This window comes from Verrucomicrobiota bacterium, assembly GCA_039192515.1.
Taxonomy (GTDB): Bacteria; Verrucomicrobiota; Verrucomicrobiia; order Methylacidiphilales; family JBCCWR01; genus JBCCWR01.
This window is the reverse complement of record JBCCXA010000029.1, coordinates 1-26,497: the sequence shown is the minus strand read 5'-3', so window position 1 is coordinate 26,497 and position 26,497 is coordinate 1. Positions and strand designations below refer to the sequence as shown.

Genomic DNA, 26,497 nt, shown 5'->3' with positions numbered 1-26,497 from the left:
CTCATATTTTGAATATCACAATTTAATCACCCTTTCCTCAGTTATTCATATGCTAAAAAAGTTAATAAATTGTTGGCCATCAATATATTAAGCAGGTTATTATCAAGTTATTGACATTTTTGATGGCGTGTCTTGCTGGGTAAATAATAGAATCGCACTCATATAATGTCTTATTTATTGGAAACATAAATAACTCTTAATATGGGTTAACAAAAGCGTTGCGAGATCAAATATGAGAATGTTGACATTTCGAATGCCTAGTAATGATTTCCAAAAAATTTTGTAATACATATTGGTTTATGATTTGGTGTGATGAATCTGAGAATAAAAGTTCAGGGTATACGTAAGAGAGACCAGTTTGCTATGAAGCCTCCTATTCTGAACGCTATTCACAATCTACCACTTAGCAAGAAGCTGATCGGCCTAATTTTCATATCCACTTTCTTATCCCTGATTGTCCCCGTGTGTGTTTTAGTTCATAGAGAAAACCAACAACTAAAAAAAAATACTATAGATCGCTACCAAGATTATGCGTTATTATTTGCACCTAGATTGGCCCCTGCTTTGCATAGCAAAAGCAATAAGTTAGCGAACAGCATACTAAATGAGCTTTCGCAAATTCCTGATAACCGTATTTTGAATGCTAGTGTCTTTGACAGCGCTCTAGAACCATTTGCCAGGTTTGGCAAGGAGCTCGTTGAACATCCTCAAATTGTTCAAGACAGTCTAACTACTAACCTACATATCGAGCCAACCTACGTTGAAATCGTTCAGCCCATCTTCTACCAGCAACAACAAAAGGGCATAATCTATTTAAGAGTCTACTACGCGTCTAATAAAGAAAATCTATCTCACTATCTCTATATTGCGGCAGCTTTCTTTATTGCCCCGCTAATCATTTGCATCATGATCTCTCCAGCGGTTCAAATCTTTATTACAAAACCTCTTACCAGACTCACTCAAACTGCTCGGCATATTACTGAGAAAAAGGACTATTCGATTCGATCTCCAGAATACAGTACTGCTGAAATAGGAACCTTGATCCATGCATTCAACACCATGCTCAATCAGATTGAAGAGCGTGGAAGATCCTTAGAATCCGAAAGAAAAAGAGCTGAAGATTTCTCCACAGAACTAAAAAAACTCAACGACACACTAGAATCCCGCATACGGGAACGCACTTTGGAATTAGAAATCACTAATTCCGACCTTGAGCGTGAGATAAAGGAACGAAGTATTATATCCGCAGCTTTAAAAAACAGCGAAAAAAGATTCAGGGGGCTTATAGAAAGCACACAGATAGGCGTCAGCATCACAAACGAAGAACGCCAAGTTGAGTGGGCGAATGATGCTTACTGCACCATGTTCGGTTATCAGCGAGAAGAACTCATCCAAAAAAGCTGGGAATTATTTATACCTCAAGCCACCCAAGTGAAATTCAAATTAATCCATGAAGGACTCATCGAGGGAACTACTGACAACAGTGTTGGCCGATATGAGATGTTAAAGAAAGACAACTCTACTATTACCATTGATGCCACAGGCACACCGTTTAAAGGTAACGACCAAAAATCCAAAATTGCATGGTTTGTAGTTGATGCCACGACCCATGAAAAAGCTGAAAAAGCACTAAGAGCCGCACTTGACCAAGAGAAACAACTCAGCGAACTAAAAGATCGTTTTGTATCAATGGTATCACACGATCTCCGCACCCCATTGAGTGTCATTACCTTTGCAGCGGACATGCTGGGCAACGACCTGGAAATTCTTAGTCAAGAAGAGCGCCACGAATTTATAAATGACATTAGAAAATCCACAAACAATATTAAAGACCTCATGGAGGATGTTCTCCTTATGGGTAAGATGAATGCTGGCAAGGTCGAGATAGAAAACACAGAAGTTCACTTGGAAGAATTTCTAAACCACGCAGTTCGCGAGATTGAATTATCGCATCCCAACAAGGCCCGCATCCACTTAAATATAGCAAACCTTGCTGACAAAGCGAATTTAGATCCAAAGGTTTTTAGACAGATCATAATCAACTTACTTTCCAATGCCGTGAAATACTCCCCAGAACTGAGTATAGTCGTATGTGATGTTAAAAGAGAAGATCATGAGTTACTCATTTCTGTTACCGACAACGGGATAGGAATTCCAGAGCAAGACATTGAGCACCTGTTTACGCCCTTTCATCGAGCTCAAAACGTTGGTCATACTGTCGGCACAGGGCTCGGCCTGGCCATCGTCAAAAAAAGTGTCGAACTTCTAGATGGGACAATTCACTGCCAGAGCGCCCTAGACGAAGGAACTACTTTCAACATCTCTCTACCTGCGTTTAAAAAACACCGATATCAGCAAAGAATTTCCAAAAATTAAACTCTTCAAAGCCCACACTTTTTAAAAGTAGTATCAACATAGGCAAAATGTTTCTCTAGAGAGCAAACCTTCTTCAATTCCTCTGCCGAAATACACTTCATAATGTTTTTATCTTCAAGAAGATGATCCAACAGTGTTGTCTTTCCAGAAAGCTCCTGCCAACAGGACATCGCATTCTTTTGCACAGCTTCATAAGCAGCCTGACGCCCCATGCCCTTCTCAGTAAGCGCCAATAGAACACTTTGTGAAAAATAGAGGCCCTTCGTAATATTTAGGTTCTTGATCATATTCTTGGCGTAGATCAACTGTTTTTCTACAAGCCCAGACAACTTCGCCAGCATGTAATCCAATAAAACGGTAGAATCCGGGCATATCACACGCTCTACTGATGAATGTGAAATATCTCGCTCATGCCAAAGCGCTACATTCTCCATGGCTGCTAGTGCATTACCCCTAAGCACTCTTGCTAAGCCACTTAGACGCTCCCCTATAATGGGATTTCTCTTATGAGGCATGGCACTGCTTCCCTTTTGGCCCTTTGCAAAAAACTCCTCTACTTCAAGAACCTCTGTTCTCTGAAGATGCCTGAATTCCGTTGCCCATCGATCTATGCTACACGCTATCAGAGCCAATGTGCTCATAAAGTGAGCATGCCGGTCTCTTTGAATGATCTGAGTAGAAAGGTTCGCCGGCTTTAATTTGAGCTTTTTACAAACGAATGTCTCAATACGAGGATCTAGATGCGCGTGTGTTCCTACAGCACCTGATAGCTGCCCTACCGCAATATGTTCTCTTGCTTCTTTTAAGCGTGATTCACATCTCGTGAATTCCTCATACATCAATGCCATTTTTAGGCCATAGGTAATAGGCTCAGCATGAATGCCATGCGAGCGGCCAATCATGGGCACACGTTTTGTCTTTCTAGCTTTCTTAGCTATGACTTTTTTAAGGATTTTCAAATCCTCTAATAAAATATCAGCCGCTTGTGTGAGCTGAAGAGCTAAGGTAGTGTCTAAGAGATCCGATGAAGTGAGCCCTTGGTGTATCCACCGACCAGCAGGTCCCACATGCTTCGCAACATCCTCTAGAAATGCTAAGACATCATGCTGCGTGCGCGCTTCATTCTTGTGCACTTGACGAATATCATATCCAGCTCTCTTGCGGATGATTTGAGCATCACGCAACGGAATTTTTTTATATTTCGCCATCCCTTCACAGGCCAACACTTCAATTTCTAACCAATGATCCAACTTTGCTTGTTCCGTCCAGATAGCCCTCATGGCTGGACGCGAGTATCTTTCTATCATAGATGGGAGATCATGCTCGGTTCATGCTTCACTCTCAAGATTTTTAGATAATTTTTAAGCTGCGCTCTGTCATAGAGTTTCAAGAAGACGCCTGAAAACTTGAGCCGCTAGAATAAGAGAGTCGACGAAGATATATCAATAAGGTGATACCTCTAGGATACTCCATGCTTCCTGAGACCAAGATCTTGCACAAATCTTTAAGTCTCTATGGCATTATTCGACTTAAAACATCGCTAAGAATTTCTGACTGGCGGTTTTTCATGAACAAAAAAGATTCATCATCTTGATCATCCCAACCACATAAATGCAAGAGCCCATGAATGATATAAGTTAATATTTCATCATGAAGACCAAGACCTTCTAAGTTTTTCTGAGAATCCGCTACGGCTGGACAAATAATGATCTCACTCACTTCAGGATCAGGAAATGTCATAACATCCGTAGCTGCGAGGTCAGAGAAAAAAGCCTCATGTATCCTAGCACTCTCTCTCTCATCAACCAGATGAATTTCTACTTTAGCCCCTCCTAGAACCCACTCATTCTCTAACGAATGCAAAACCCACTCAGCTTGCTTGCTTAGTAATTCCAGGCATATTGGAAATCTTTTTTGATGGTTCTGTACCTTCACTTTGGACCTCATTATTCTCCCCATCTTTCTTAGGCTTTTCTTTATCCTTAGGGTAGTCAATGCGCGAATGCAGCATATTCTTTAATGTAAATGTGAATCGATCAGCCACTTTAGCCAATTCATTAAAAGTCAGGCCAGAATCCCTCAGTTGCCCATCCATAACACGGTCGTTAATAATATCGTGCACTAAGCTCTCTATCTTTTGTGCCGTAGGATTTTTTAAAGTTCTCGAACTGCTTTCAATAGCATCTGCTAAACTGACCAATGCAGCCTCCTTGAACTGAGGAATTGGTCCAGGATAACGGAATGATCTCTCATCTACATCTGGAATATCTTCCTCCCTCATTTTCATGATCTTGCCGCCTTCTTTCACATCATCTTTCTGCTGAAGGGCTTTTTTATAAAAGTAATATACCAATGATGTCCCATGATGCTGCTGGATGGCATCAATAATTGGTTGCCTGAGTCCATGTTTTAAAGCCACATCAACTCCATCCTTGACATGCGCAATGATGATGAGCGCACTCATCGTAGGAGAAAGATTATCATGTGCGTTGTGTTCGGGCGAACTATTCTCCACAAAGTATTCTGGCTTATGCAATTTACCCACATCGTGAAAATACGCAGACACACGACACTGTGTTGCATTAGCTCCAATTGATTCTGCTGCTGCTTCTGCTAAATTTGCTACCATAAGACTATGATGATAAGTCCCAGGTGCATCTATCGTCATTTGCTTCAATAGCGGGTGATTCACATCGGTCAGCTCAACCCAAGAAATGTAAGTAATCCGATCAAACATCCATTCAAGAACTGGCAAAATAGCACTGAAGACAAAACCATTCATGATGCCTAACACGACAGCCAAGATCACCTGAACCAGTAGTGAGTCATATTTTGTTTCCACCAACCCGCCGATGAAGAGAATAAAAACGATGCCCATACCCACCAGGCCAACACCCATACCGGCAATTAATAAATCTGAACGTCTGCGAATATTCCTGCAAAAATAAACTGCTGAAAAACCAGTTAGCAAGCTGCTAAAGAATATGGCTGGACTCGACTCGACAAAAACACTTCCCGACACCGCAACCAAAAAAGCTACCAGTAGGCCAACATTCGCTGAAATAAGTACCGTGCAAGCCATAGAACCAATAGCAGATGGCACCAAAAAAGCAGCACCAGTAGTCTCGATAAAGTCTATTGGAAAATTATAAGTATAAAGCCATTTATTGAGCATTGCGTTTAACATGACACTACCCAATAAAAGAATTAGTAGACGGTTATTTCGCCAAATTTTCTGGTAGGTCAGAGGCAAAATAATAACGCACATACCCATGAGTAAAAGGCTCAATACAACGGTCTCTCCAAGAATCTCTGGGGTATTCTGCCAGAGACCAATACGGATCAAGCCTAGATAACTTAGGATTAAGACAATCGCCCGGAGTTTCATACTCGTATCAAAGTACTCCCTCCACTCCTCCGACTTCGACTGGCGACGCGATTTGCCAGAACTCAAGCCTCGACGCACCAACATTTGCTTTTTAAACCAGTCTCTCATTCTTTACTTCTTATTCCGGCTTCGTTCGGTGCTTTTGATAAGCTTGCACGATGCGGGACACCAACTCATGACGAACAATCTCAGAATCCTTAAATGTAACAAAACGAATACCTTTAGTATTTTGCAGCGCATCCAAGGCTTCAATCAATCCTGATTTTCGATTTCTTGGCAAGTCAATCTGCGAAACATCCCCTGTTATTACACATTTCGAACCTTCACCCATCCGAGTTAAGAACATAAACATCTGCTCGGTTGTCGCATTTTGAGCTTCGTCTAAGATTACAAAAGCTTTAGAGAGAGTTCTCCCACGCATGTAAGCCAAAGGAGCAACTTCAATCAGCCCCTTATCTGAGAATTTCTGCACCTCTTCGCGATCCATCAAATCATGAAGTGCATCATAAAGTGGGCGAAGATAAGGGTAAAGTTTCTCTTGAAGATCCCCAGGAAGAAACCCTAAAGCTTCCCCTGCCTCAACAGCCGGGCGGGTGAGTATAACCTTACTGACATCGCTTTTCTTTAGTGCTTTTAATGCTGCCGCCATTGCTAGAAAAGTCTTGCCCGTCCCCGCCGGGCCTAGTCCAAAAACAAGATCTACTTCCTTGATTGCTGCTAGATACTGCTTTTGCGTAAAAGTCTTGGCTAAAACCATGGGTTTGCGATTGGAAAGACTAATGCCGGTCGCCCACAGACCTTCTAACTCATCTAGATTGCCCTCCTTGACTGCAGAAATTGCATAATGAAGCTCATGCTTACGAATCGAAATGCCTTTACGTAGGGCTCCCTCTAAAAAGCGAAAAAGCGTGCTTGCTGCCTCTACAGCTTCGGCCTGGCCATTAATTTTTACCCATCCATCACGAGTAGTTGTCTCAACTGAAAAAGCCTCATTCACAGAACCTAGAGCTCTATTATCACTGCCCAATAAATTTGAGAGCGTTCTCGCACTATCAAAATGTATCACTTCACTGACTAGCATAAGCAAATTCTGAACAAATATATTAGCGCAATATTCATCTTGGGGCTATTTCAAAGTATTTAGGAAACTCTAGGGTAAAAGAACCAATTCTATCTCCGCCTCAGTAGTAGTTCCCAGTCCAAATGATTCGCAAGCCTCTATGTGAAGGGCATTACCACTTAATGGAACCACGGAACGTGCTTGACGAGCCTTCTCTATTCGTTTACGCACCATAGAATCCATCGCAACAGCATCTTGCCCAACCATGATCAATCCCAGAGACTCCGCATAATTTGCGACAAAATCAGGCCCTCCAGCAAATTGCATAATGGTTCCATCTAAGACATGTAAGACAACCTTATCCTTCAAGACCTCATTAGTTAAAATCTCCGCTACCGCTCTTGCAGCAAATTTTTTTGGAGAATTAAAACGGCGGTTATTATCGATGGAACATAAGGCTAAGGAACTTAAGCAACCCCAAAGGCCTAAAGTAGGGTGGTCCGACATCACCGCAAGATTGATAATTTTATCCGTATTCTTACTCACAATATTTGCAAAATAAGATCGATTACTAACTTGTTGCTTTTTTTTCGAGACAGACTCCTCCTTATCTTCGATGCCCTTCTTTAAATTGCCAATATCTAGCGGGGGGCTTTTTTTCCCTACGAAGTCGTGATCACCCCATATTAATCGCCCGACGACCTCATGAAAGAGAAATTGCTCTGCATCATATCCAGTGCCAGGCACCACAGAGGAAACCCTCGCACCTCTCGCTGGAACTCCGTCTACCCTCCAACCGGCAGCTTTCAGTTCGTCCTGGCTGTCGTCCCAGATAGTAATGTTTTCTTTCGCTACACCCGCACTAAGCAACCCGCTTACAACGCTATCTACAAATACCGGCTTACTTTGGAAAACAGTGCTTCCTTTCGTATTAATCTTTATTCCAACTCTATCACTGGAATGAACCAAACTCTTCCATGCTTCCTGCAAATTGGGTTTCTCAGTAAATGCCAACACAGCCTCTTCAAACCGATTTCGTGCTAATTCATTATTTAGCTTAAACTGGTTGATCATATTGGAGTCTTCGACTAGAATCAGCCTGGAATTGGGACCTAAACGAACCTCTTTTTCGTTCTTAACAATTTCTGGCTGCCCCTCTTGATCAGTGCGCAGCTTACTTGCATGGAGCAAGAATGGACCATTAAGCCCTAGTAATATGGCACCTACCAAGATTCTATATTTCAAACCGTATATCATGCCTACTGAGAATTCGTAAGCCCCCGGTGCTGAGACCTACACGGATTTAGCGCAGAGGGAGCAACACGTTAGCTCCACCGTTACCGGTAACTACCGTTTGCGGGGACTTGCCATCCCACTTCTCCGCTATTTGTAATTCAATCACTTCAGGAGAAGCTTGCAGCGCTTCACCACGAATTTTTATGGCCTTGGCTTCGCCTTCAGCCTTTACAATAGCGATTTGAGCATCTTTCTCCGCTATCTGCAATTCATAGTCTTTTCTCTGTGCTTCCTGCTCTGCAACCTGTTTGCGCTCAATGGCTGCTTCTAACTCATCGGTTAAGTCAATATTTGTAATAACTAGATCCCTAATTTCCATGAGGCTTTCCATCGCTTCCACAAGACTTTCTTGGGCCAGACTTTTAACTTCTGGCCTGTTTTTAACGATATTCTCAGCCTTGTACTGTGAGGCGACCTGTTTGATTGATTCCTGAACTCTGGGCTCTATCAAATAGCGATAATAATCCTCTGCTCTACTACCTGAATACTTCCGGAACAATTCAACCAGTTGTGTTTCAGGAATGCGAAACAAAACATTGTAAGCAACCTTTACTGTCTGAAGGTCACTAGAAAAACTCACTGCTTCACCAGGTATGGTAATTTGCTTGACTGAAATATTATAGATCTTCTCGATCACGGGAATTTTCATGGAAAATCCTTCTGGCAAGAACTGGGGGTTCACTTTACCCAATGTTACAGAAACTCCTCTAGTACCAGGATCTACCACATGGAAGGCTTGAGTGCCCAAAAATCCTAAAATCACCACCACAACAATCACGGCGACAATCTTAGGGGCAAAAGTATTTAGTTCATAAAGGTCAGTTGGTCTTTGATTCATATCCTGAAAGCTAAATCAATACTGTTTTTTTTCCACATAAATAATCAGTTCCTTGGATATCGTATAACTCGGATTGCTTCTAAGCAGCCTGTGTAGATGCGTAAAACTTAGAATGGCAGGTGATAAATATTTTGAACCACAATTGAAATAGTATCAAAAGAGGATACAGTTGCTAGTGCTATTTTTACGAAGCTGTCTATTTCTGACAGCTAGATTTTACTAAGCTCTAGAATACAAATATGCCCAACCCTAAAATAATGACTCCAAAGCCAACGCCAGCGCCAGCCAAGCACTTGAACCGCTCATCCCGGGCACAAACCCACGAAATCTGATCCCTCATCAAATAGGGCGCACCTATCCAAAACATGGACAAGAAAATATACACATACGCGGCAAAACTAATGAGTAACCTAGGCAGTTCAGGACGCATAAAACCTACATCAAGCATCATCCCGCCGCATAAAAGCCCGACACAACCCAACGCTCTAACAGCTAAAAACTCCTTCAAATAAATGATGAGCAACCCCACACTAACACACAACGCAATAAGAAAAATTTTGCGGTACTGCGAATAATCCATCAAATCTTGTGTTGCCAAAATCCACCCAAACCAAAGTCCTGCTACAACGGTTAAGACTGTTCCCGCTACTTCATTTCTAGGGAATGCTGCAAGCCACTGCTTTACCTGATCACTTTGGTATAAGGCATAGCCATGAACTGCTAAATAAAGCAAACCCAGAACGATGCATAGATGTGATAATTCAAAAGGATACATAATTTACCAAAATTTAATATGTTATGCACTCATGACCGAGAAGCAAGCGGTAATCCCAAATAACCTGCTTCCTCTACTATTTTTCCAACTGTTTTACTCTCTCACCTCATTACCAAATAATGCAGATTGAAATAGATCATCTCATGTATTAGATTCATTTTCCGATTCTATTACAAAGCAACTAAAGATAAACCATGTTAATTTCAAGCGGACCTCTCGGAAACATCGAAGAAATACTCAACACCTTTCAGGATGAAAGTGGCGGCCCTGGCCAGATTCTAATTCATGCTACACCTCAAGGTGACTACAACTTACTCTATATCAACAGCGACGCCTCCAAAATTTTTGACATGCCTAGGATCGGCATCCGAGATCCGCACCTACACTGGCAAGACATACCCCAAAGTCTTGCAACTTATTTGCATGAGATTTTTGCCAACATCAATGCAGATGAAGCACCCTCTTCCCCTATATTTGAGCTTGAAGATCGCTCCTTTTCTGTAACTTTCATGAAACATCGCGAGGATCACGCTGATGGCATTCACTACTGGTTCTTTTTCTGCTTCAACGAGATTACTTCTTGGATCAGCTTGCAGGAAGAAGTCATGAACGCTCGCCGACTGGAAAGTATAGGTGGCCTAGCAAGCGGCGTAGCTCATGACTTTAATAACCTCATCCTTGCCATTCAGGGTTATGCCGAATACCTCACCATGACCAAGAACCATGATGCTGAAACCAAAAAAGCTCTACAGCAAATCATGCAAGCCTGCGCAAATGGGACCTCGCTCACTCGCAGTCTCCTTGGCTACTCGCGCCGCCAATCACTTTCCATGGGCAACCTGAACCTAGCAGAGCTTGTCCATGATGTCATAAACCTAACAAGGCGCTCTTACGGACCACGTTACCAACTTAAAATAGATGAAACCATAAGCAATAAAGACAAAACAGATGCCCCTCAAATTTACGGCTGCTACTCAGCGCTCAGCCATACATTCCTCAATATTTTGAACAATGCCCGGGATTCCATGAAAGATGGCGGCATCATTCACATTACTCATGAAAAAGATTCCGAATACATCTATCTTTCCATCACAGATGAAGGCTCCGGCATTTCACCGGAACACATAAAGAAAATCTTTGAGCCCTTTTACACCACCAAAGATAAAGGTGCTGGCACAGGTTTAGGCCTTTCGCTTGTTCAAGGCATTATGCAGCAGCATGGTGGTATGGTGGGCATTGAATCAAAAATAGACCGCGGCACGACCGTCAAACTGGGTTGGCCACACTACCATGAAATGAATCAAGGGGATGATAGCAACTCCAAAGTAGCCACCCAGTCTATAGTTAAAGCAAAAGTCCAACCACCCCCACCTGTGAGGCCCGGTGACAAACCAGATAGTGCTTTCCTGATCGAAGACGATCCCATTGTCCTAGGTTCTGTCAACAGCTTACTCAAACTGCAAAAGATCCGAGCCCACCAGTTTAGCTCTCCTTCCGAAGCTCTTGAAGAAATAGGTCTAGGCAACTACCCATCACTCATTATCGTTGACTACACCATGCCAGAAATGGACGGCAAACAATTTATCCGTAGCGCCTACGAAATCTTTAAATCCTTCGATGAGATGCCAAGTGTGCGCATTATTCTGATGAGTGGTTACCCGCCGGAACATTTTGATGAATTTATCGAGGAATGCACTGACTTCCCCATCTACCTCATCCAGAAGCCCTTTAGCTACCAAACCCTTGAAAGCCTAATAAGCACTCGACAAAAACGCTTCCTGCGTAAAATCACCACTCGGGTGCAAATCGACCCCCAAAAATTACATTCTATCAGACAAGCAAGAAAAAACGCTAAGTAGCCTCATCAAACTCTAAATCCACCATCAAATCAGAGGCTATCTTTTCCAGCCGCTCACGCACAATCTCTAAACTACAATCGGGTGAAACCGTGATGGTTATTTCCGCTTCAAAGAGTTCTTCCCCACTCATCGCCGCACTCACGCACTGAGAATTTAGCTCTTCAATATTTGCTCCCATCTCTGTCAAAGCACCCGCGATCTGGCTTATAATCCCGGGGCGATCTTGTCCTATAAGCTCTATATCAATCACTCTGGCATTTGATTCAGGGACTACCTCTTGCTGGTCCTCATGAATCTCTACCTTGAGACCATATGTCTTAAGCCCTGCGATACGCCCTTTAAAAGCCTCTTCGCTTTCCTTCGGTATATCAACCCTCACTACACCTGCAAACTGTCCTCCTAAATGAATCAACCGACTCTCTAACCAATTGCCTCCTTCCTCGCGAACCATGGACGCAAGCCGATCTACTATTCCTGACGAATCAGGGCCTATTACTGTCATGACGATGGAGTTCTGCATAACCAGCTTGCAGTCTATAGCATAAGTTCTAGATAATAAACGCTAAATACTCCTCTAGGGGCTACTCGGAAAGAGAGCTAAGGCATTCATCCATAGCCGGAATGAGTGACAGCCAGCAACTCTTAAGCAACTGAGGCTCTTGAGGTAAATTAATTAGCAAACTACCGCTTCTAACCCCAGCAGTAACCCGAAATAAAATAGCAATAGGTAATAACTGATAACACTCATCTCACATTCTCTGTTCAACACCAATCAATCCCACCAAGCTTCAAGGTCCATGAACACTTATGCAAATCAACAAAACATACAGCCGTCACTTCCAATGTTCCTTGCTCACAAGGCAGGCACTGTAAGACTATTCCAACCTTCTCTCCGCAACGTTCATCGCTCTCTTCGTCCGCCCGCCCCATCTGAAACCCTAGCACATAACTTCTACAATCCAGTCCTCAGATCTAGCACAAATGTCATAAAATGGGAAGATTACTCAACTTTTTGCACGAGCTATGAAAGGCATAAAGGCCGGTCATTATTATTTCATTGCGCTCCTCACTCCACTCGAATAAAAGATTTCAATTTCAGGGAATGAAAATCAACCTGGCCATTTTATAGAAAAATGAAAAACTAGTAAAGTTTTACATAATCATAAGCGGAATATTTGGTAGGCTATTTAGTATTATTTTATGCGCCGCATCAATTTACAACAATACAGACAATAAGGACCCCAGATACTACTTAGATGCCTCCCTAATTATGGATTGGGAAGAAAGTTATCAATGAACAATTACAACAAATTTTCATAGTTCATGTTCTTTTGTCATCTGCCATTAGGTCTTGTGTTAGGTTTTTTTCATGGGTTGTTCTGGTTTACAGATGGAAGTGAGACTTCATGGCTTCAATTTTTATTAATTGCTAGTATCGCTGGATTACTTATTGGGTCCTTAACTGGGTATTTAGGTGACGCGTTTTAGAAAATATAAGAGATTTTTTTTAATTCATTACTACGAGACATTCTGTCAAAGTAATACTCGTTTCGTCTAGACGTTAAGTATTCTTTAAACTCCTCCTTATGTGAAAAAATCATGAATGTAAAAGCTGTCACTCCTATACTGAATGTTTCGGATATGCAACAATCCTTTAGTTGGTTTGAAAAAATAGGTTGGAAAAAGAGTTGGGCTTGGGGGTCCCCAGCTTCTTTCGGCGGTGTATGCTCTGGGAAAAACGAGATATTTATCTGTCTAAATGGCCAAGGAGGTCGAGGCAAAGGTAGTAATCATAAAACTTTTAATGAGAAAAATGGAGAAGTTTCAGATAAAGGGGTTTGGTTATCATTATGGGTCGACAATGTAGATATCATTTATAAAGATTGTGTGAAGCAGGGGATTGAGATCATGCATGAACCTGAAAATATGCCCTGGAATGTTCGTGAATTACATATACGCCATCCAGATGGTCATATTTTTAGAGTAAGCCAGGGTATAGAAAAGCATTAGTTGCGTATTCTTCTAGAGAATTCCTTGAAGCACAGTAGCGCTTAAAAAGGACCGATGATGAGGGCCTTGTAAAAAATATTAAACCTCGATGATGTCATAGGAGTAGAACGAGATCCTCAAAAGCTTGAGCCATAAGGGAAAAGAGCGTCAACAAAGATGTATTAAATTGAGTCGTCTCAGCGTAGCTCTTATGAGCAAACGAGGGTGAAGCTAGGAAGACCACAGAACACCACCCCGGATAGACAGGGGCATGAGCCTCAAAAAGGTGATAGTTCAAGGAGACTCCATGCTTCTTCCTCGACCTTAGGTCTTGCACAGATCATGAGGTCTCTCTCTATAGCGTCATTCGGCTTTAATAGACCCGATGCACAAATTCCCTGAGGTGGTTTTCTAAATCATAGCGATATTTTTCACTGTGAATTTGAGAGGCATATTTTCTTATACGATCAGTGACCGCTTGGTTGCTATATGAACGCGTCAGGGCCGTTGATAAAAAGCCATTTAAATACTGGTGTAGGATTCGGTCACGAGAACTTGGTATCGTAATCGAAGATTCATTCCTAGCCTTTCCAAACTGATGGCTTTCATCGGTTATGATAAAACTATCTAAGACCTTCTCACCATAATCCGGATAGGAAGCTCCAAGAACGTAGAATACTTGGTACACCAATTCGTTGCTAGAGTGGTCATTCAGAGCCCAGTCTAGGGCTTCCTCTGGCTGCAGATGAGCATAAACCCTAGAAAAATACAGCTTTTCTTTTTCCGTAACTTTTTCTGCTGTTTCATAAAAAAATTCGCGAAAGTGCTCAAAAAGCGTTTCTCTCTGCATCCCGATACCTTGCGCAAGATCCATAACCGAAACAAATTGGTATTCTCGCATCAACTCTCTAGCCAGTTCCAAGACCCAACGTTTCTGCCGATCAGCGGATAGATCATCCATTGCATGAAGCAAGTGGGCATGGACCGTATCCCAACTATTATCCTTAAGCAACTCACGCAAAAAACCACGCCCTTCATGAAAATGATTTTTCAAGAAGATCTTTTTAAGCTCATCCTGCACCTGACTGCCTACGGTAGGCGAGGATTGACCCTCCTCGACCGGAGACGGAATCCGGGGTGCTGACGAAGGTACATGATTCAATGAATCGTTTATCTCCCGATCCTGAAATAGAGCATCTCTCAGCGCTTCTTGTCTGTAGAAATAAAATACCATGACAACACTAATCAACCCAATTACGCAACAGCTAGTTGTACTGTAAACTTTCATCATATTTTTAAAAGAGTCCGTAATGAAATGAACGGCCAGGCTTCTATCGAAGCTTAGAATCTATTGGCTAATTCAGAGATATCATGAGCATTCCGGAACTTAAAACGACCGGTGTGTTTACGGTTATCTTTCTTCGCATTATTTCCTATAATATCAATCTGACTCGAATTCCGGACTTCGAATATATAATTCTCCTTAAAGATAAACTTTGCTAGAGACTTCAGAGTATTGTTCGTTATTTCACAGTCAAAAGCCCCATTCAATAGAACGGCTCTATCGTGATAAGAGACGATCTCATTATCATCAATGCGAACATTCCGAATAGCCTCATAGACAGTATCGCCGAGCTGGGATGACTCTGTTCCGAATAGAATGGATATACTTCCATAGGCGCCGCTTGTTAGCTCTACATCTCTTATACTATTATATCTAATCAAGCTATTCTCTAGGCACCCGCCTTCATTGTAGCTGTATTTCTGGACTGTTTGTATTCCGCTGCCCCCCATTCCTTTGATGGTATTATATTGAATCTTGGCATCAAGAGCTCGAATGAGAAGTCCCTGTCTACGGGCATTTTCAATTGTATTATTTTTTATAATAGCATGATTGTGACACCAGTCCTCATTAAACACCTCATCTCCAGCAACAATCGAGACAGTTGTCGATGGGATTGTCAAAATAACATAGTTACCCGAATAAGATATTCCTTGGATATTTCTCGTCACGACTGTACCACCTGTAGAAGGCCTAATAATGCGTATTTTATCACCCACCTCCCCTTGAAACTGAGCTTTGGTGATTTTGATCTTGGTATTACTCTCCTTCTTTACGACATCCGGGAGATTTGCCTTAAGGTTAATAATTGTATCGCCCGCCGCAGTCAAATAACAGTTTTTGATCTGCGTATTTTTAGAGTTACCTAGATGGATCAAATCACTTGTTGTGCAGATGTTTACATGCTTTGGGAGAACCGCTTTGCAGTGATCAAAATCCATTTTATTATTACCTTTTCCTACCCAACCCATGCCAGGAATGTTTGAAATTTTAATTTTGAAAAATTTGATGTTGCTTGAATCATTCACTCGGCATATGCCAGCGACTTCAGATCTACCAATATAGTTGATGTAGTCATCAACCATTACGGCATCGCTTCTTCGGTCAAGCTTTAGCTTCCATTTTCCTTGCGACAGTTTTTCGATTCGCCTGGGCGAGTACACCTGAAAGGTTGCAGGAACCACTCTTCTAGGAACTTTATTTTGCGTAAAAAAAATAGTCTTTGCATCCATGCTACTAAAAAAAGGATCGTCAAACTCCAAAGTCCCTGCCTGATGCTTTACGGTATACTGTCGATTCTCTCCAGATCCTGTCCAATCCATCACTCTACCTGTGGCTATAGGCACAATCTTGTATGTGATATGCATCTCCTTAAAAGTAAGATTGCTACAATCATTAATGAGAAATACTCGCTTATGGTAATTCTCTATAAGTAAAATGGTCGAAGGAGTTCCCTGAATCCGGAGACTAGCCTTATTTTGAAGATTTAAAACATTGTTTCCATCAAAAGAACTCATCTTCCAAGTACCCTTGTCTAATTTCACAACATTCCCAGAACCAGCGGATAGTGCTGCTGATACGGCTGCCCGGAAAGCTGCTGCGTCGTCTAACCCATCGTTTGCCACAGCGCCATAGTCCTTGATGTTGAATACGGCGCTATTGGCAGCGGTGTTGTAAAGCACCCATAAGACCGCTATCACATGAATCAATGATCTGTTAGTCAAAGCGTAGTTTTTCTTCATGAGTTTAATTGATTTACTTAAGTTGTTTTATAGTTTTTAGCCAATTAAATACAATAATAATATTGCGATATTTACTCGTATGTGACTGGATAATTTGCTGTGTTGATTGCGTGTTCTTTCTAGATCCGTTGGCTTTGGTTTTCCATCCCTTTGTATTGATTACGTATGGTTGCATCATTAGGGTTACACAATCGTTTATGTCATACCCCGGTTAAACATTAGCATCAAGGAACAAACAGCTTATGAATCCTGAATCCTCGGATCAGGTCTGAGGATAACACAGGTTTTCTCAAAGTTGAGCATTCATCTGAAAAGAATCAAGACTCATAGAAAGTGAATCAGAATAGACTCTTATTAAGCTTCCTCAAAAAGAGGTGCACGAACTAGCCTCTTTTTAAAAATTCAGCATCGACGTAAGGAAGGTTACTCACCAGCACTTTCCTTCTTCATCCGTTTCATCGTTATGGATGACATGGAAGCTGCGATCTTCAGTGGTGAGATCAATTTTATAGACAGAGTTGTCTCTCTCTTCGACATCAATAGGATTTGTAGAAAAAAGGTGATATGATTTTTCTTCTTTGTTATTTTTACATACTGCTGTCTTACCCGCGAGCCCAATCTCAAGACTAGCGTAACGCGTTAATGGGGCATCAAATTCAATTTCAAAAGTGTAGGATCCCCGAATCTGGATATCGAGATTGAAGTTGGCAAGATCACCAGGTATGTTCCAATTTTTCAAATGATAGCTATCATTTCTGAGGCCACCCTGATTATGGGCCACGCAACTAGCGGGGAATTCCGTTTCTTTCTTCCCATCTTTAGCGATGAGCATAGTTGGACGGGTAAATGATCCAGGCTCAGATAGGATTCGATCAACCCAAGCATTGGCTTGTGTATTCAGGTAACTGGCTTTTTCCGGCTGCTCGGTCGCGAGGCTGTTTTCTTCTCGCTGATCTTTACTAATGTCAAAAAGTTCCATATATTCGGCTCGTTTTAAAAACTTTAAACCATCTCCTATAATCCTCAGGAGTTGGGGATAAGCTGTGAGACTTTGCTTCTCACAAGGCTAGTAGCGTAACGTTTTCTAATCTACTAGCCGAGGTTTCGCAGAAAGAAATATAGGGTCCACTCAGGCTATTTTGTATTAGAATCTTTTAATAAATTAACAAAACTCTCTCCTCCCAGTCCTCCTGGCGCTTGAGCTCCACCCATCTCTCCCATGGATGTAGCAGTATGTCCATGACCATCAATAACTGACTATTTACAACCGCTTTGAGACGATCTCCCCAGCGAAGGAACAATGGTGACCGTATCCCATTTTCATAAACTGTGGATTTTTTCCCGCGTAGTTGAAGCGGGGTCATATGCTCTTCCCATTCTTCATCCGTCACACGACTGCCCGGCACATTTCGAGCCGAGCCGTTGTCGCTCATAAACAAAACAATTGTCAATTCCCTTAGTCTCAAATCGTCTACGGCTCCAGTAGCCTTCCTATATGATAGTCCATATGACTGATCATACCGTAAAGTGTCGACATGCTTTTTATATAACCAGCCGATTGATAACGTGCAATACAGTCTTTGGAGCTGCCCATTTCCCATGGTGCGACAGGTAGGACACATAGGCAAAAAATGACTCATCTGACTTGTCTTTCATAAAATCCATTGCGTAGTCGGTTAGCACTGCTGATGTCCAGCCCTTGGCAGGAACTAGCTTTCCATTTAGTAAACCTGGATTATTTTCATAGATGTAGAGTTTAGCCATATAAGCTTCCTCAAAACCACGGTCCCGAGGGAAGTAGCCATCTGATTTACCAGTGTGCCACTTTCTCCACATACCGGTTCAATAACCAGCATCACGCAGGACTTCAGCAATGGTTATCTCATCTAAATTCATGAAATCCATACCCCCATCACCCCGTAAACACCGGTTCGCCGGAAGTGCTTGCCTGTCAAAAGCGAAGCTCGGGGTGGTGCACACAGCGGATGCACATAAAAACGATCGAAACGCATCGATTCATGACCTAGACGGTCCAAGTGAGGTGTCTGGATACCCAGGCTGCCATGGCCATGGTACCAAGATCCGTATATTCAAGGTCATCTGCTTGAATGAGCAAGATATTGCGAGAGACCACCAGCAAACGGCTTTCCAGCAGAAACATAACAAATAATAATTTAACGGAAGTTAGGTCAATACTCAGGATATTCAACCCCATCTGTATTTAACTCGCTGGGTATTGAGGGCCAGTCTGGCTTCAATATTTTGTAAGCATGAGTCTACCCCAGTCCGGCAAGCTTGGTTACCGCGGTGAGCAAGAAACACCTTCATCTAAACACTATGATCTAAGCTGAAGCAATAAGCACGTCTATTAACTCGCATGATGCATGGAAGCTTAAAAATTTGCACAAAACCTTGTGCTAAGCTATAAAGCTTATCAGAAAATCCTTAGTGAATTGGCTTATCTAAATATTTTAGCTCCACCCAAATGTCCTCTAAGAGCTCGACTGGGGAATCCTTTATTCGGGCACTCATGCATTTCTAAAAAAAGGTAACTGCGCTTCGCACAACCTGACTATTTCCTTGCTGGAATCAGCGGTGATATCTGACATCAATGCGGCGCAAAAACCTATGAACATTTGGACTCGCTAGATACCCTGGTTGAACCGAAGCATGACAAAAATGAACATTCTAAAATGCTCTAAGTTGAAAGATCCTCTTATGAAGGCAGCAGCCAGAATCCATTATCACTTAATCGCCTTGACACGGATAAATAGAGCAGATTCTCCATTCAATTCTTGGTTCGCGATCTCATGCTCGACTATCTCAAATTGATCATCCATCGACTGCCGATTAATAAGAGTCGGATTGATATCCTTCCAACTGTCAGGTTCTAGGTTATATGAGCTTTGAACTTGATAGGTTAGGCCATTGCTATCTATACGACGAGCATGGGAATAGAAGAGGGTTCCCGCATTATTTTTCATTCTAACCGGAAACGTTTGCACTGAGCTATCCATGGGCGATCCGCCAAAAACGTATTCAATAAAATTAGATACCCCGTCCCCATCGAAGTCCTCGTCTTCACCTCCAATATCGAAGCCTAGTCCCAAAGCCCAGTAGTCGGTTTCATTTGTTATCCATTTAGAGTACAAAGCGGCCCACTCGGATTGGAGCGTATCCGAATCCATGACTCCGCTAAACATTTTGACTTCTCCTATGACGCCCATTGCATAACGGCTTTGCTTGTTCGCCGAACCTAGAGTCAGCGGGCTAGAATTGGAAAAATCTGCGGCAGTGACCGTGGCAGTGTCGGCCGTATTCCCGAGAGAGTTATAGAGCTCAAGGAGCCCGGTATCAGCTAGGTAGCGAACGCCTATGACCATAGAATCGCCAATTTTAAGAGTATCTCCATTACTGCTTAGTGAAACATCCCCCATCATTGCACGTAGCACTCCGCCCGAGCTTAGCCGCAATACGAATCCGCCATTCTCAGAAGCATCTGTTTTAGAGACATTACCGAGCAAATCCTGTTGGTCGGTTTCATTGCCCGTTTTACGATAGGTGAGGAATACAGCAAAACCATCACTACCAGTCTGGTCGAGTAAGCCATCTGATTCTTGCGCATCGAAGAGTTCCAGTGAATTATGCCCATTTCCAAAATCAAGGCCTTTGAGACCGGAAGGAAAGAGCGCCATACTCGGATAGGTGACGGCTCCCTTACTCGGAGTCGCATGGTTTCCAAGACCAGAAAGATCTGACCATTGGCTTACCGGGTTTCCTACAACTGAGCTGCTATCGATAGCATTCAAGTGCAATACCAGTTCGGCAGGCCTTAGCATCTGACCCGAAATTATAGCCCACTTTTGCACTAAAGCCTCCTGCTCAGACGCAAATGCTTGCGCGCTCAGAGATCCATCAAAAACCTTCACTTCGCCGACAAGACCATCTAAATAACGACCGGTTTTGGTAGTCATCCCTAGGAGTACGGGAACATTTTTTGAGAAATCTGCCGGAGAAACTGTCGTGCTACTCGTGGAGCCGGATTGAGAATCCCAAAGCTCGAAAAGCCCAGTTTCCGCATGATAATTGACACCAACAACAACTGAATTTCCTTCTGCTACTGATCCACTTTGGCTCAAGATCTTACCATTCAGGGCAGATTGTATAGTACCACTGAACATACGAACCAAAAAGCCGGATTTCGTGTTCGATTCATTACCGACAATGTCCTGCCGGCCGTTTGCATTGCTTCCCATTCGCTTGTAAGCCATAAGCACAGCAAAGCCTTGAGGGTTTTGACCCGATTGGTCCAGCCAGATATCAGAATCCTCTGCATTGAACAATTCTAGAGCACTGGTTGCAGATCCAAAGTCCACGCCACTAAACCCAGATTCAAAGATTTCAGTGCTGGGATAAGTAATCGAGCCCGCTTGCAGATTTCCGTGATTTTTGTTGCCTGACTGATCCTTCCAACGAGTTACCGGGTTGCCCACAACAGATGATTTCACAGTGGCATCAAGATGCATAACCAACTCACTCTCTTGATCGCCTGATGGCCAAACGTTAATGGCATAAATCCTCACATCGGAATCTCCGTCGGCATCCGTCACCCGGATGGCAATACCGTACTCACCGCTACTACCGTTCACCGTTCCGCTAATCTGCCCGGTAGTTTGACTTAACCGCAACCCAGGTGGTAATTCTCCATCTTCTAATGACCAGGTCAAAGCACCATCACCACCTGTCACCCTTATCCACTCTGAGTAGTTGTCTTGGTTAGAAACACTTTTCAAATTCGTTGTCGTAATGATAGGCACTGGGCTATCCGCTTTAAAATCATAAATGCCCAAAGCCGGCATATCGTCTTCAAAGACTGTCCATTTGTCATTATAAAAAATCTCAAAGTCAGGCAATATATGAGCAATATCTGGCCGATGCTTTTGTTTAACTGGAGACCATGAAGTATTGTTGCCATGCCTGGAAGACCACTGCAAGAACCAGGCAACTTCAGAGGCCACTGGGTTATCCTTAAGCTTTAACGCATGGGAACTATACCATTTGGCAGAAGTCTCGGATGTCATTCCATTTTTGACGCCAATTTCTGAAAGCACTGCAATTTTGTTGTATTCCCTTGCCAAACCAACAAGCAACTCACTGGCTTGCTCCAGCTGCTTCGAAAAATCATTCACGGCATACCAATCAAGTCCGTAACCATCTACCCAATCATGGCCCGGAAATTTCTCCATGTAATCCTCCATATTACCGACTCTGTTTGGCGAAATAATGTAGATAAGATTCCGCACTTCCTTAACGTCTCGAAGGTAACCGATCATCAGGTACCAAAGCTGATTATATTCTTCGACACTCGCGGCATTTCCTGACCACCAAAAAACGTTGTGATATTGCTCGTGCAGGGGACGAAAAAAGATGGGAATGTGCTTACCATTCTTATCTTTCATAGCTTTGAAAAAATCGGCTGCATGATCCAGGTACCTGAAAAAATTGGCCCGCACGTCAACGCCATCTACTATATTTCCCTCTAAAATATGTTTTACCGTTTTCCGATCATCGCGGTCATTATAGTTATTACCCGTTTTGGGATTAGACATGTGCCAACTGATGGTAATCACGCCACCTCGAGAGTGGACTGCCTTAATAATTTTACCATAAGTAGTATCTTCATATGTGGGGTTTGGCGCCCAGAAATCGTCAGGTGTTTTGAAATTTTCATGTCCGGTAAAATCTAAACCCAGCACTGCTGGGTTCTCGCCTACAACCTCTTTTAAATCAGAGTTATCAAAATTCTTGTTGTCCTTCTTGTGATAACCTTTCGTATAAGCCCGGTGAACCCCGTAGAGGAGACTCTTTTTTGCTTGCTGCTGCATATTGATAAATAAGGCTCTCGTCTCAGGCGTAGAATGAGGATCAATCAATAATCCATCCGTTATCTGAATTTGGGATACAGGTGTTAGCGCTGACCCGACTGTGACCAACATAGAACTGACTACTAGAAGGAGGGAGCTTACCAAGGTTGTTGTCTTATTCACATCCGCAATATTAGCATTAGATTAATTGGTTTGAGTGAAGAGTGGTATCTGAGTTCATATTTTATTTCGTAGCTTTCACACGAATAAATAGGGCATCTTCCCCACTTGGAAACTCATAGTCGATTTCTTCGAATACATCATCTAATGGGGTTACATTATTGATAACCGGATTAATATCTCTCCAGCTTCCGGGTTCTAGGGTAGATGAGGTTTGAACTTGATAGATTAAGCCATTGCTATTTATACGACGAGCATGGGAGTAGAGAAGGGTACCCGCAATGTTTTTCATTCTAACTGGAAACATTTGCACTGAGCTATCCATAGGTGATCCACCAAAGACGTATTCAATAAAATTAGACACCCCGTCCCCATCGAAGTCCTCGTCTTCACCTCCAATATCGAAGCCTAGTCCCGAAGCCCAATAGTCTGTCTCATTTGTTATCCATTTAGAGTTCAAAGCCGACAACTCGGATTGAAACACATCCGAATCCATGGCTCCGCTAAATATTTTGACTTCTCCTATGACGCCCATTGCATAACGGCTTTGCTTGTTCGCCGAACCCAGAGTCAGTGGGCTGGAATTGGAAAAATCTGCGGCGGCAGCCGTGGCAGTGTCGACCGTGTCTCCGAGGGAATTATAGAGCTCAAGGAGCCCAGCGTCAGCTAAATAGCGAATCCCTATGACCATAGAATCGCCAATTTTAAGATTATCTCCAGCACTGCTTAATGAGGCGTCCCCCATCATTGCACGTAGCACTCCACCTGAACTTAGCCGCACCACGAATCCACCATTCTCAGAAGCATCCGTTTTTGAGACATTACCAAGCAAATCCTGCTGGTCGGTTTCATTGCCCGTTTTACGATAGGTGAGAAATACAGCAAAACCATCACTACCAGTCTGGTCGAGCAAGCCATCTGATTCTTGGACATCGAACAGTTCCAAGGAGTTGCGTCCACTTCCAAAATCAATCCCTGTGAGCCCGGAAGGGAATAAAGCTACACTCGGATAGGTAACGGCTCCCTTACTGGGAGTTGCATGATTTCCTAGACCAGAAAGATCTGACCATTGGCTTACCGGGTTTCCTACAACAGAGCTAGCATCTGTAGCATTCAGATGCAATACAAGTTCCGCAGCTCCTGGCCCCGAAACCGAGCCTGTGGCCCACTTTTGCACTAGAACCTCCTGCTCAGATGCAAATGCTTGCGTGCTCAGAGATCCATTAAAAACTTTCACTTCACCGACAAGACCATCTAAATAACGACTGGGTTTGTTGGTCATCCCTAGAAGCACAGGAGCATCTTTGGAAAAATCTGCCGGAGAAACTGTCGTCCTACTCGTGGAGCCGGATAGAGAATCCCAAAGCTCGAAAAGCCCAGTTCCAGCATGATAATTGATACCAAGAACAACAGAATTTCCTTCTGCTACTGATCCACTTTGGCTCAAGGTCTTACCATTCAGCGCAGATTGTATAGTACCACTGAACGTACGAACCAAAAAGCCGGATTTCGTGTTCGATTCATTACCGAGAATGTCCTGCCTACCATTTGCATTACTTCCCATCCGCTTGTAAGCCATAAGCACAGCAAAACCTTGAGGGTTTTGACCTGACTGGTCCAGCCAGATATCAGAATCCTTTGCATTGAACAACTCCAGAGCACTGGCGGCAGATCCAAAGTCCACACCGCTAAGCTCAGAGGCAAAGGTTTCAGTGCTGGGATAGGTAATCGAGCCCGCTTCCAGATTTCCGTGATTTTTGTTGCCTGACTGATCCTTCCAACGAGTTACCGGGTTACCCACAACAGATGATTTCACAGTGGCATCAAGATGCATAACCAACTCACTCCCTTGATCGCCTGATGGCCAGACGTTAATGGCATAAATCCTCACATCGGAATCTCCGTCGGCATCCGTCACCCGGATGGCAATACCGTACTCTCCGCCACTACCGTTGACCGTGCCGCTTATTTGGCCGGTATTTTTATTTAGTGTCAAGCCTGGCGGTAATTCTCCATCCTCTAATGACCAGGTCAAAGCACCATCACCACCGGTCACCCTTATCCGCTCTGAGTAGTTTTCTTGGTTAGAAACACTTTTCAAATTCGTTGTCGTAATGATGGGTACTGGGCTGTCTGCTTTAAAATCATAAATGCCCAATGCTGGCATACCATCTGCAAAGACTGTCCATTCGTCATTATAGAATTTTAGAAAATCAGGTATTGTATGAGCCAGATCAGGTCTAAAGGATTTTTTGACCGGACTCCATGCAAAATCATATATTTTTGAGGACCATTGATGGAACCAGGCGACTTCTGAGGCCACTGGGTTGTCTTTGAGCTGTAAAGCATGGATGCTGTACCAAGATGCTGAAGTCTCGGACGTCATCCCACCTTTGACTCCGATTTCGGTAAGAACTGCAATCTTATTATGCTCTCGCGCCATACGGACAATCAACTCACTAGAACGCTCAATCTGTCCGTAAAAATTCGATCTGCTATACCAATCGATTCCATAAGCATCTACCCAATTGTGACCGGGAAATTTTTCCACGTACTTTTGTTCCTTATCCGTTTTGTTGGGTGAAATGATATAAATAAGATTGCGCACCTCCCTAGTGTCTCGAAGATATCCAATCATTTCGTACCAAAGCTGATTGTATTGTTCAACAGTTGCTCCATCCCCTGACCACCAAAAAGAGTCGTGGTATTGCTCATGCAAAGGACGAAAAAAGATAGGAATTAGCTTGCCGTTCTCATCTTTCATAGCTTTGAAAAAATCAGCTGCCTGGTCCAGAAATCTGTAAAAATTAGCCCGCACGTCTACACCATCTACAATTTGACCCTCCAAGACATATTGCACTGTTTTTTTGTCATCACGGTCCCAGTATTTTGCACCTGTTTTTGGATTCGACATATGCCAACTCATGGTAATCACTCCACCTCGGGAATAAACAGTCTTGATAATTCTACCATAGGTAGACTCTTCGTACGTCGGCCTAGGCTCCCAAAGCTCGTTGGGTAAATCAAAGCTTTGGTGTTCTAGAAAATCTAGCCCAACCACGGCTGGATGCTCTCCACATACATCCTTAAGATCTGAAACATCAAAGTCGAAGTCATCAAAATCCTCATTATCCCCATTATGATAGCCCCTCGTAAAAGGACGTTGCACTCCGTAAAGAAGGCTTTTTTTCGCTTGTTGCTGAACATTGACATATAATGCTCGAGTCTCCGGTGTGGAATGAGGGTCAATTAATAATCCGTTGCTTACTTCAATTTCAGACATCGGTATTTGAGCAGAAGCAACAGTCAAAGCAATGTGACAAGTCGCTAGAGCCAAGGGGCTTATCAAGGTTGTCTTTTTATTCATTTCAGTAGTATTTGAGTTAGATTAGGTGTTTAAAATAAAGACTGTAATTTCTTCACATCGTCTATTTAATTGCTTTGACACGGATAAATAGAGCGGATTTTCCATTCAACTCTTGGTTCGCAATCTCATGCTCGACTATCTCAAACTGATCATCCATCGGCAGCCGATTAACAAGAGTCGGATAGATATCTTTCCAACTGCCAGGTTCTAGATTATATGAGGTTTGAACTTGATAGGTTAGGCCGTTGCTATCTATACGACGGGCATGGGAATAGAGGAGAGTCCCCGCAGTATTTTTCATTTTAACCGGAAACATTTGCACTGAGCTATCCATAGGTGATCCACCAAAAACGTATTCAATAAAATTAGATACCCCGTCACCATCAAAGTCTTCATCTTCGCTTCCAATATCAAAGCCCAG

General features: G+C 42.9%; 21 protein-coding genes. 3 read left to right on the top strand and 18 right to left on the bottom strand.

Translation table 11 applies throughout. The annotated features are described in order from the left end of the window. Positions 1 to 312: 312 nt before the first annotated feature. The gene (locus AAGA18_12200; GenBank protein ID MEM9446099.1) at positions 313 to 2,376 is read left to right on the top strand and encodes an ATP-binding protein; all 2,064 of its coding nucleotides are present in this window, start codon (positions 313 to 315) and stop codon (positions 2,374 to 2,376) included. Positions 2,377 to 2,381: 5 nt separating this feature from the next. On the opposite strand, the gene purB is transcribed toward AAGA18_12200, so the two are convergent. From purB to AAGA18_12165, 7 genes are all read right to left on the bottom strand, one after another. Next, a complete protein-coding gene (purB, locus tag AAGA18_12195) occupies positions 2,382 to 3,683 on the bottom strand; it encodes an adenylosuccinate lyase (GenBank protein MEM9446098.1) in 1,302 nt (433 codons plus the stop codon). A 205-nt stretch (positions 3,684 to 3,888) separates the two neighbouring features. Further along, positions 3,889 to 4,239, bottom strand: coding sequence for an rRNA maturation RNase YbeY (gene ybeY / locus AAGA18_12190; protein MEM9446097.1), 351 nt, complete (start codon positions 4,237 to 4,239; stop codon positions 3,889 to 3,891). A 7-nt stretch (positions 4,240 to 4,246) separates the two neighbouring features. Then, the gene (locus AAGA18_12185; GenBank protein ID MEM9446096.1) at positions 4,247 to 5,872 is read right to left on the bottom strand and encodes an HDIG domain-containing metalloprotein; all 1,626 of its coding nucleotides are present in this window, start codon (positions 5,870 to 5,872) and stop codon (positions 4,247 to 4,249) included. A gap of 10 nt (positions 5,873 to 5,882) precedes the next feature. Further along, positions 5,883 to 6,845 (bottom strand): PhoH family protein, encoded by a 963-nt coding sequence (locus AAGA18_12180; GenBank protein MEM9446095.1) that lies wholly within the window; start codon positions 6,843 to 6,845, stop codon positions 5,883 to 5,885. Between the two features lie 69 nt (positions 6,846 to 6,914). Next, positions 6,915 to 8,069, bottom strand: coding sequence for a DUF362 domain-containing protein (locus AAGA18_12175; GenBank protein ID MEM9446094.1), 1,155 nt, complete (start codon positions 8,067 to 8,069; stop codon positions 6,915 to 6,917). A gap of 58 nt (positions 8,070 to 8,127) precedes the next feature. After that, a complete protein-coding gene (locus AAGA18_12170) occupies positions 8,128 to 8,958 on the bottom strand; it encodes a prohibitin family protein (GenBank protein ID MEM9446093.1) in 831 nt (276 codons plus the stop codon). A 226-nt stretch (positions 8,959 to 9,184) separates the two neighbouring features. Then, the gene (locus AAGA18_12165; GenBank protein ID MEM9446092.1) at positions 9,185 to 9,733 is read right to left on the bottom strand and encodes a hypothetical protein; all 549 of its coding nucleotides are present in this window, start codon (positions 9,731 to 9,733) and stop codon (positions 9,185 to 9,187) included. Between the two features lie 194 nt (positions 9,734 to 9,927). Between AAGA18_12165 and AAGA18_12160 the strand changes: the two genes are divergently transcribed. Further along, a complete protein-coding gene (locus tag AAGA18_12160; GenBank protein MEM9446091.1) occupies positions 9,928 to 11,592 on the top strand; it encodes an ATP-binding protein in 1,665 nt (554 codons plus the stop codon). Here AAGA18_12160 and AAGA18_12155 read toward each other — a convergent pair. After that, positions 11,585 to 12,112, bottom strand: a complete 528-nt coding sequence (locus AAGA18_12155) for an ACT domain-containing protein (GenBank protein ID MEM9446090.1) — start codon at positions 12,110 to 12,112, stop codon at positions 11,585 to 11,587. The genes AAGA18_12160 and AAGA18_12155 overlap by 8 nt on opposite strands. Positions 12,113 to 12,354: 242 nt before the next feature. Beyond that, on the bottom strand, positions 12,355 to 12,522 hold the full coding sequence (locus AAGA18_12150) for a hypothetical protein (GenBank protein ID MEM9446089.1): 168 nt from the start codon (positions 12,520 to 12,522) through the stop codon (positions 12,355 to 12,357). 669 nt (positions 12,523 to 13,191) lie between these two features. Between AAGA18_12150 and AAGA18_12145 the strand changes: the two genes are divergently transcribed. Continuing rightward, positions 13,192 to 13,602, top strand: coding sequence for a bleomycin resistance family protein (locus AAGA18_12145; protein ID MEM9446088.1), 411 nt, complete (start codon positions 13,192 to 13,194; stop codon positions 13,600 to 13,602). A gap of 352 nt (positions 13,603 to 13,954) precedes the next feature. Here AAGA18_12145 and AAGA18_12140 read toward each other — a convergent pair whose 3' ends face one another. From AAGA18_12140 to AAGA18_12100, 9 genes are all read right to left on the bottom strand, one after another. Beyond that, positions 13,955 to 14,815, bottom strand: a complete 861-nt coding sequence (locus AAGA18_12140; protein MEM9446087.1) for a hypothetical protein — start codon at positions 14,813 to 14,815, stop codon at positions 13,955 to 13,957. A gap of 107 nt (positions 14,816 to 14,922) precedes the next feature. Continuing rightward, complete coding sequence (locus AAGA18_12135) at positions 14,923 to 16,665, bottom strand: hypothetical protein (GenBank protein MEM9446086.1); 1,743 nt, start codon at positions 16,663 to 16,665, stop codon at positions 14,923 to 14,925. A 427-nt stretch (positions 16,666 to 17,092) separates the two neighbouring features. After that, the gene (locus AAGA18_12130) at positions 17,093 to 17,644 is read right to left on the bottom strand and encodes a hypothetical protein (protein MEM9446085.1); all 552 of its coding nucleotides are present in this window, start codon (positions 17,642 to 17,644) and stop codon (positions 17,093 to 17,095) included. A 175-nt stretch (positions 17,645 to 17,819) separates the two neighbouring features. Further along, positions 17,820 to 18,266, bottom strand: coding sequence for a sulfatase-like hydrolase/transferase (locus AAGA18_12125; protein MEM9446084.1), 447 nt, complete (start codon positions 18,264 to 18,266; stop codon positions 17,820 to 17,822). Continuing rightward, complete coding sequence (locus tag AAGA18_12120) at positions 18,208 to 18,501, bottom strand: hypothetical protein (protein ID MEM9446083.1); 294 nt, start codon at positions 18,499 to 18,501, stop codon at positions 18,208 to 18,210. Before AAGA18_12120 ends, AAGA18_12125 begins: the two co-directional genes overlap by 59 nt. A 187-nt stretch (positions 18,502 to 18,688) precedes the next feature. Then, positions 18,689 to 18,880 carry a hypothetical protein gene (locus AAGA18_12115; GenBank protein ID MEM9446082.1) on the bottom strand — a complete coding sequence of 64 codons (192 nt, stop codon included), beginning with the start codon at positions 18,878 to 18,880 and terminating at the stop codon, positions 18,689 to 18,691. A gap of 529 nt (positions 18,881 to 19,409) precedes the next feature. Beyond that, the gene (locus AAGA18_12110; protein ID MEM9446081.1) at positions 19,410 to 22,712 is read right to left on the bottom strand and encodes a glycosyl hydrolase; all 3,303 of its coding nucleotides are present in this window, start codon (positions 22,710 to 22,712) and stop codon (positions 19,410 to 19,412) included. A gap of 61 nt (positions 22,713 to 22,773) precedes the next feature. Further along, positions 22,774 to 26,076 carry a glycosyl hydrolase gene (locus AAGA18_12105; protein ID MEM9446080.1) on the bottom strand — a complete coding sequence of 1,101 codons (3,303 nt, stop codon included), beginning with the start codon at positions 26,074 to 26,076 and terminating at the stop codon, positions 22,774 to 22,776. A 61-nt stretch (positions 26,077 to 26,137) separates the two neighbouring features. Further along, on the bottom strand, positions 26,138 to 26,497 hold a 360-nt coding region (locus AAGA18_12100; GenBank protein MEM9446079.1), incomplete at its 5' end, for a hypothetical protein.

Bases quoted from the DNA above. Each gene is read 5' to 3' on its own strand.
- AAGA18_12170 (MEM9446093.1), bottom strand. From the start codon at position 8,958: ATGAATCAAAGACCAACTGACCTTTATGAACTAAATACTTTTGCCCCT.
- AAGA18_12140 (MEM9446087.1), bottom strand. From the start codon at position 14,815: ATGGTATTTTATTTCTACAGACAAGAAGCGCTGAGAGATGCTCTATTT.
- AAGA18_12165 (MEM9446092.1), bottom strand. From the start codon at position 9,733: ATGTATCCTTTTGAATTATCACATCTATGCATCGTTCTGGGTTTGCTT.
- AAGA18_12130 (MEM9446085.1), bottom strand. From the start codon at position 17,644: ATGGAACTTTTTGACATTAGTAAAGATCAGCGAGAAGAAAACAGCCTC.
- AAGA18_12105 (MEM9446080.1), bottom strand. From the start codon at position 26,076: ATGAATAAAAAGACAACCTTGATAAGCCCCTTGGCTCTAGCGACTTGT.
- AAGA18_12185 (MEM9446096.1), bottom strand. From the start codon at position 5,872: ATGAGAGACTGGTTTAAAAAGCAAATGTTGGTGCGTCGAGGCTTGAGT.
- AAGA18_12135 (MEM9446086.1), bottom strand. From the start codon at position 16,665: ATGAAGAAAAACTACGCTTTGACTAACAGATCATTGATTCATGTGATA.
- AAGA18_12160 (MEM9446091.1), top strand. From the start codon at position 9,928: ATGTTAATTTCAAGCGGACCTCTCGGAAACATCGAAGAAATACTCAAC.
- purB (MEM9446098.1), bottom strand. From the start codon at position 3,683: ATGATAGAAAGATACTCGCGTCCAGCCATGAGGGCTATCTGGACGGAA.
- AAGA18_12125 (MEM9446084.1), bottom strand. From the start codon at position 18,266: ATGGGAAATGGGCAGCTCCAAAGACTGTATTGCACGTTATCAATCGGC.
- AAGA18_12150 (MEM9446089.1), bottom strand. From the start codon at position 12,522: ATGGGGCGGGCGGACGAAGAGAGCGATGAACGTTGCGGAGAGAAGGTT.
- AAGA18_12145 (MEM9446088.1), top strand. From the start codon at position 13,192: ATGAATGTAAAAGCTGTCACTCCTATACTGAATGTTTCGGATATGCAA.
- AAGA18_12155 (MEM9446090.1), bottom strand. From the start codon at position 12,112: ATGCAGAACTCCATCGTCATGACAGTAATAGGCCCTGATTCGTCAGGA.
- AAGA18_12115 (MEM9446082.1), bottom strand. From the start codon at position 18,880: ATGGGGTTGAATATCCTGAGTATTGACCTAACTTCCGTTAAATTATTA.
- AAGA18_12120 (MEM9446083.1), bottom strand. From the start codon at position 18,501: ATGTGGAGAAAGTGGCACACTGGTAAATCAGATGGCTACTTCCCTCGG.
- AAGA18_12180 (MEM9446095.1), bottom strand. From the start codon at position 6,845: ATGCTAGTCAGTGAAGTGATACATTTTGATAGTGCGAGAACGCTCTCA.
- AAGA18_12200 (MEM9446099.1), top strand. From the start codon at position 313: ATGAATCTGAGAATAAAAGTTCAGGGTATACGTAAGAGAGACCAGTTT.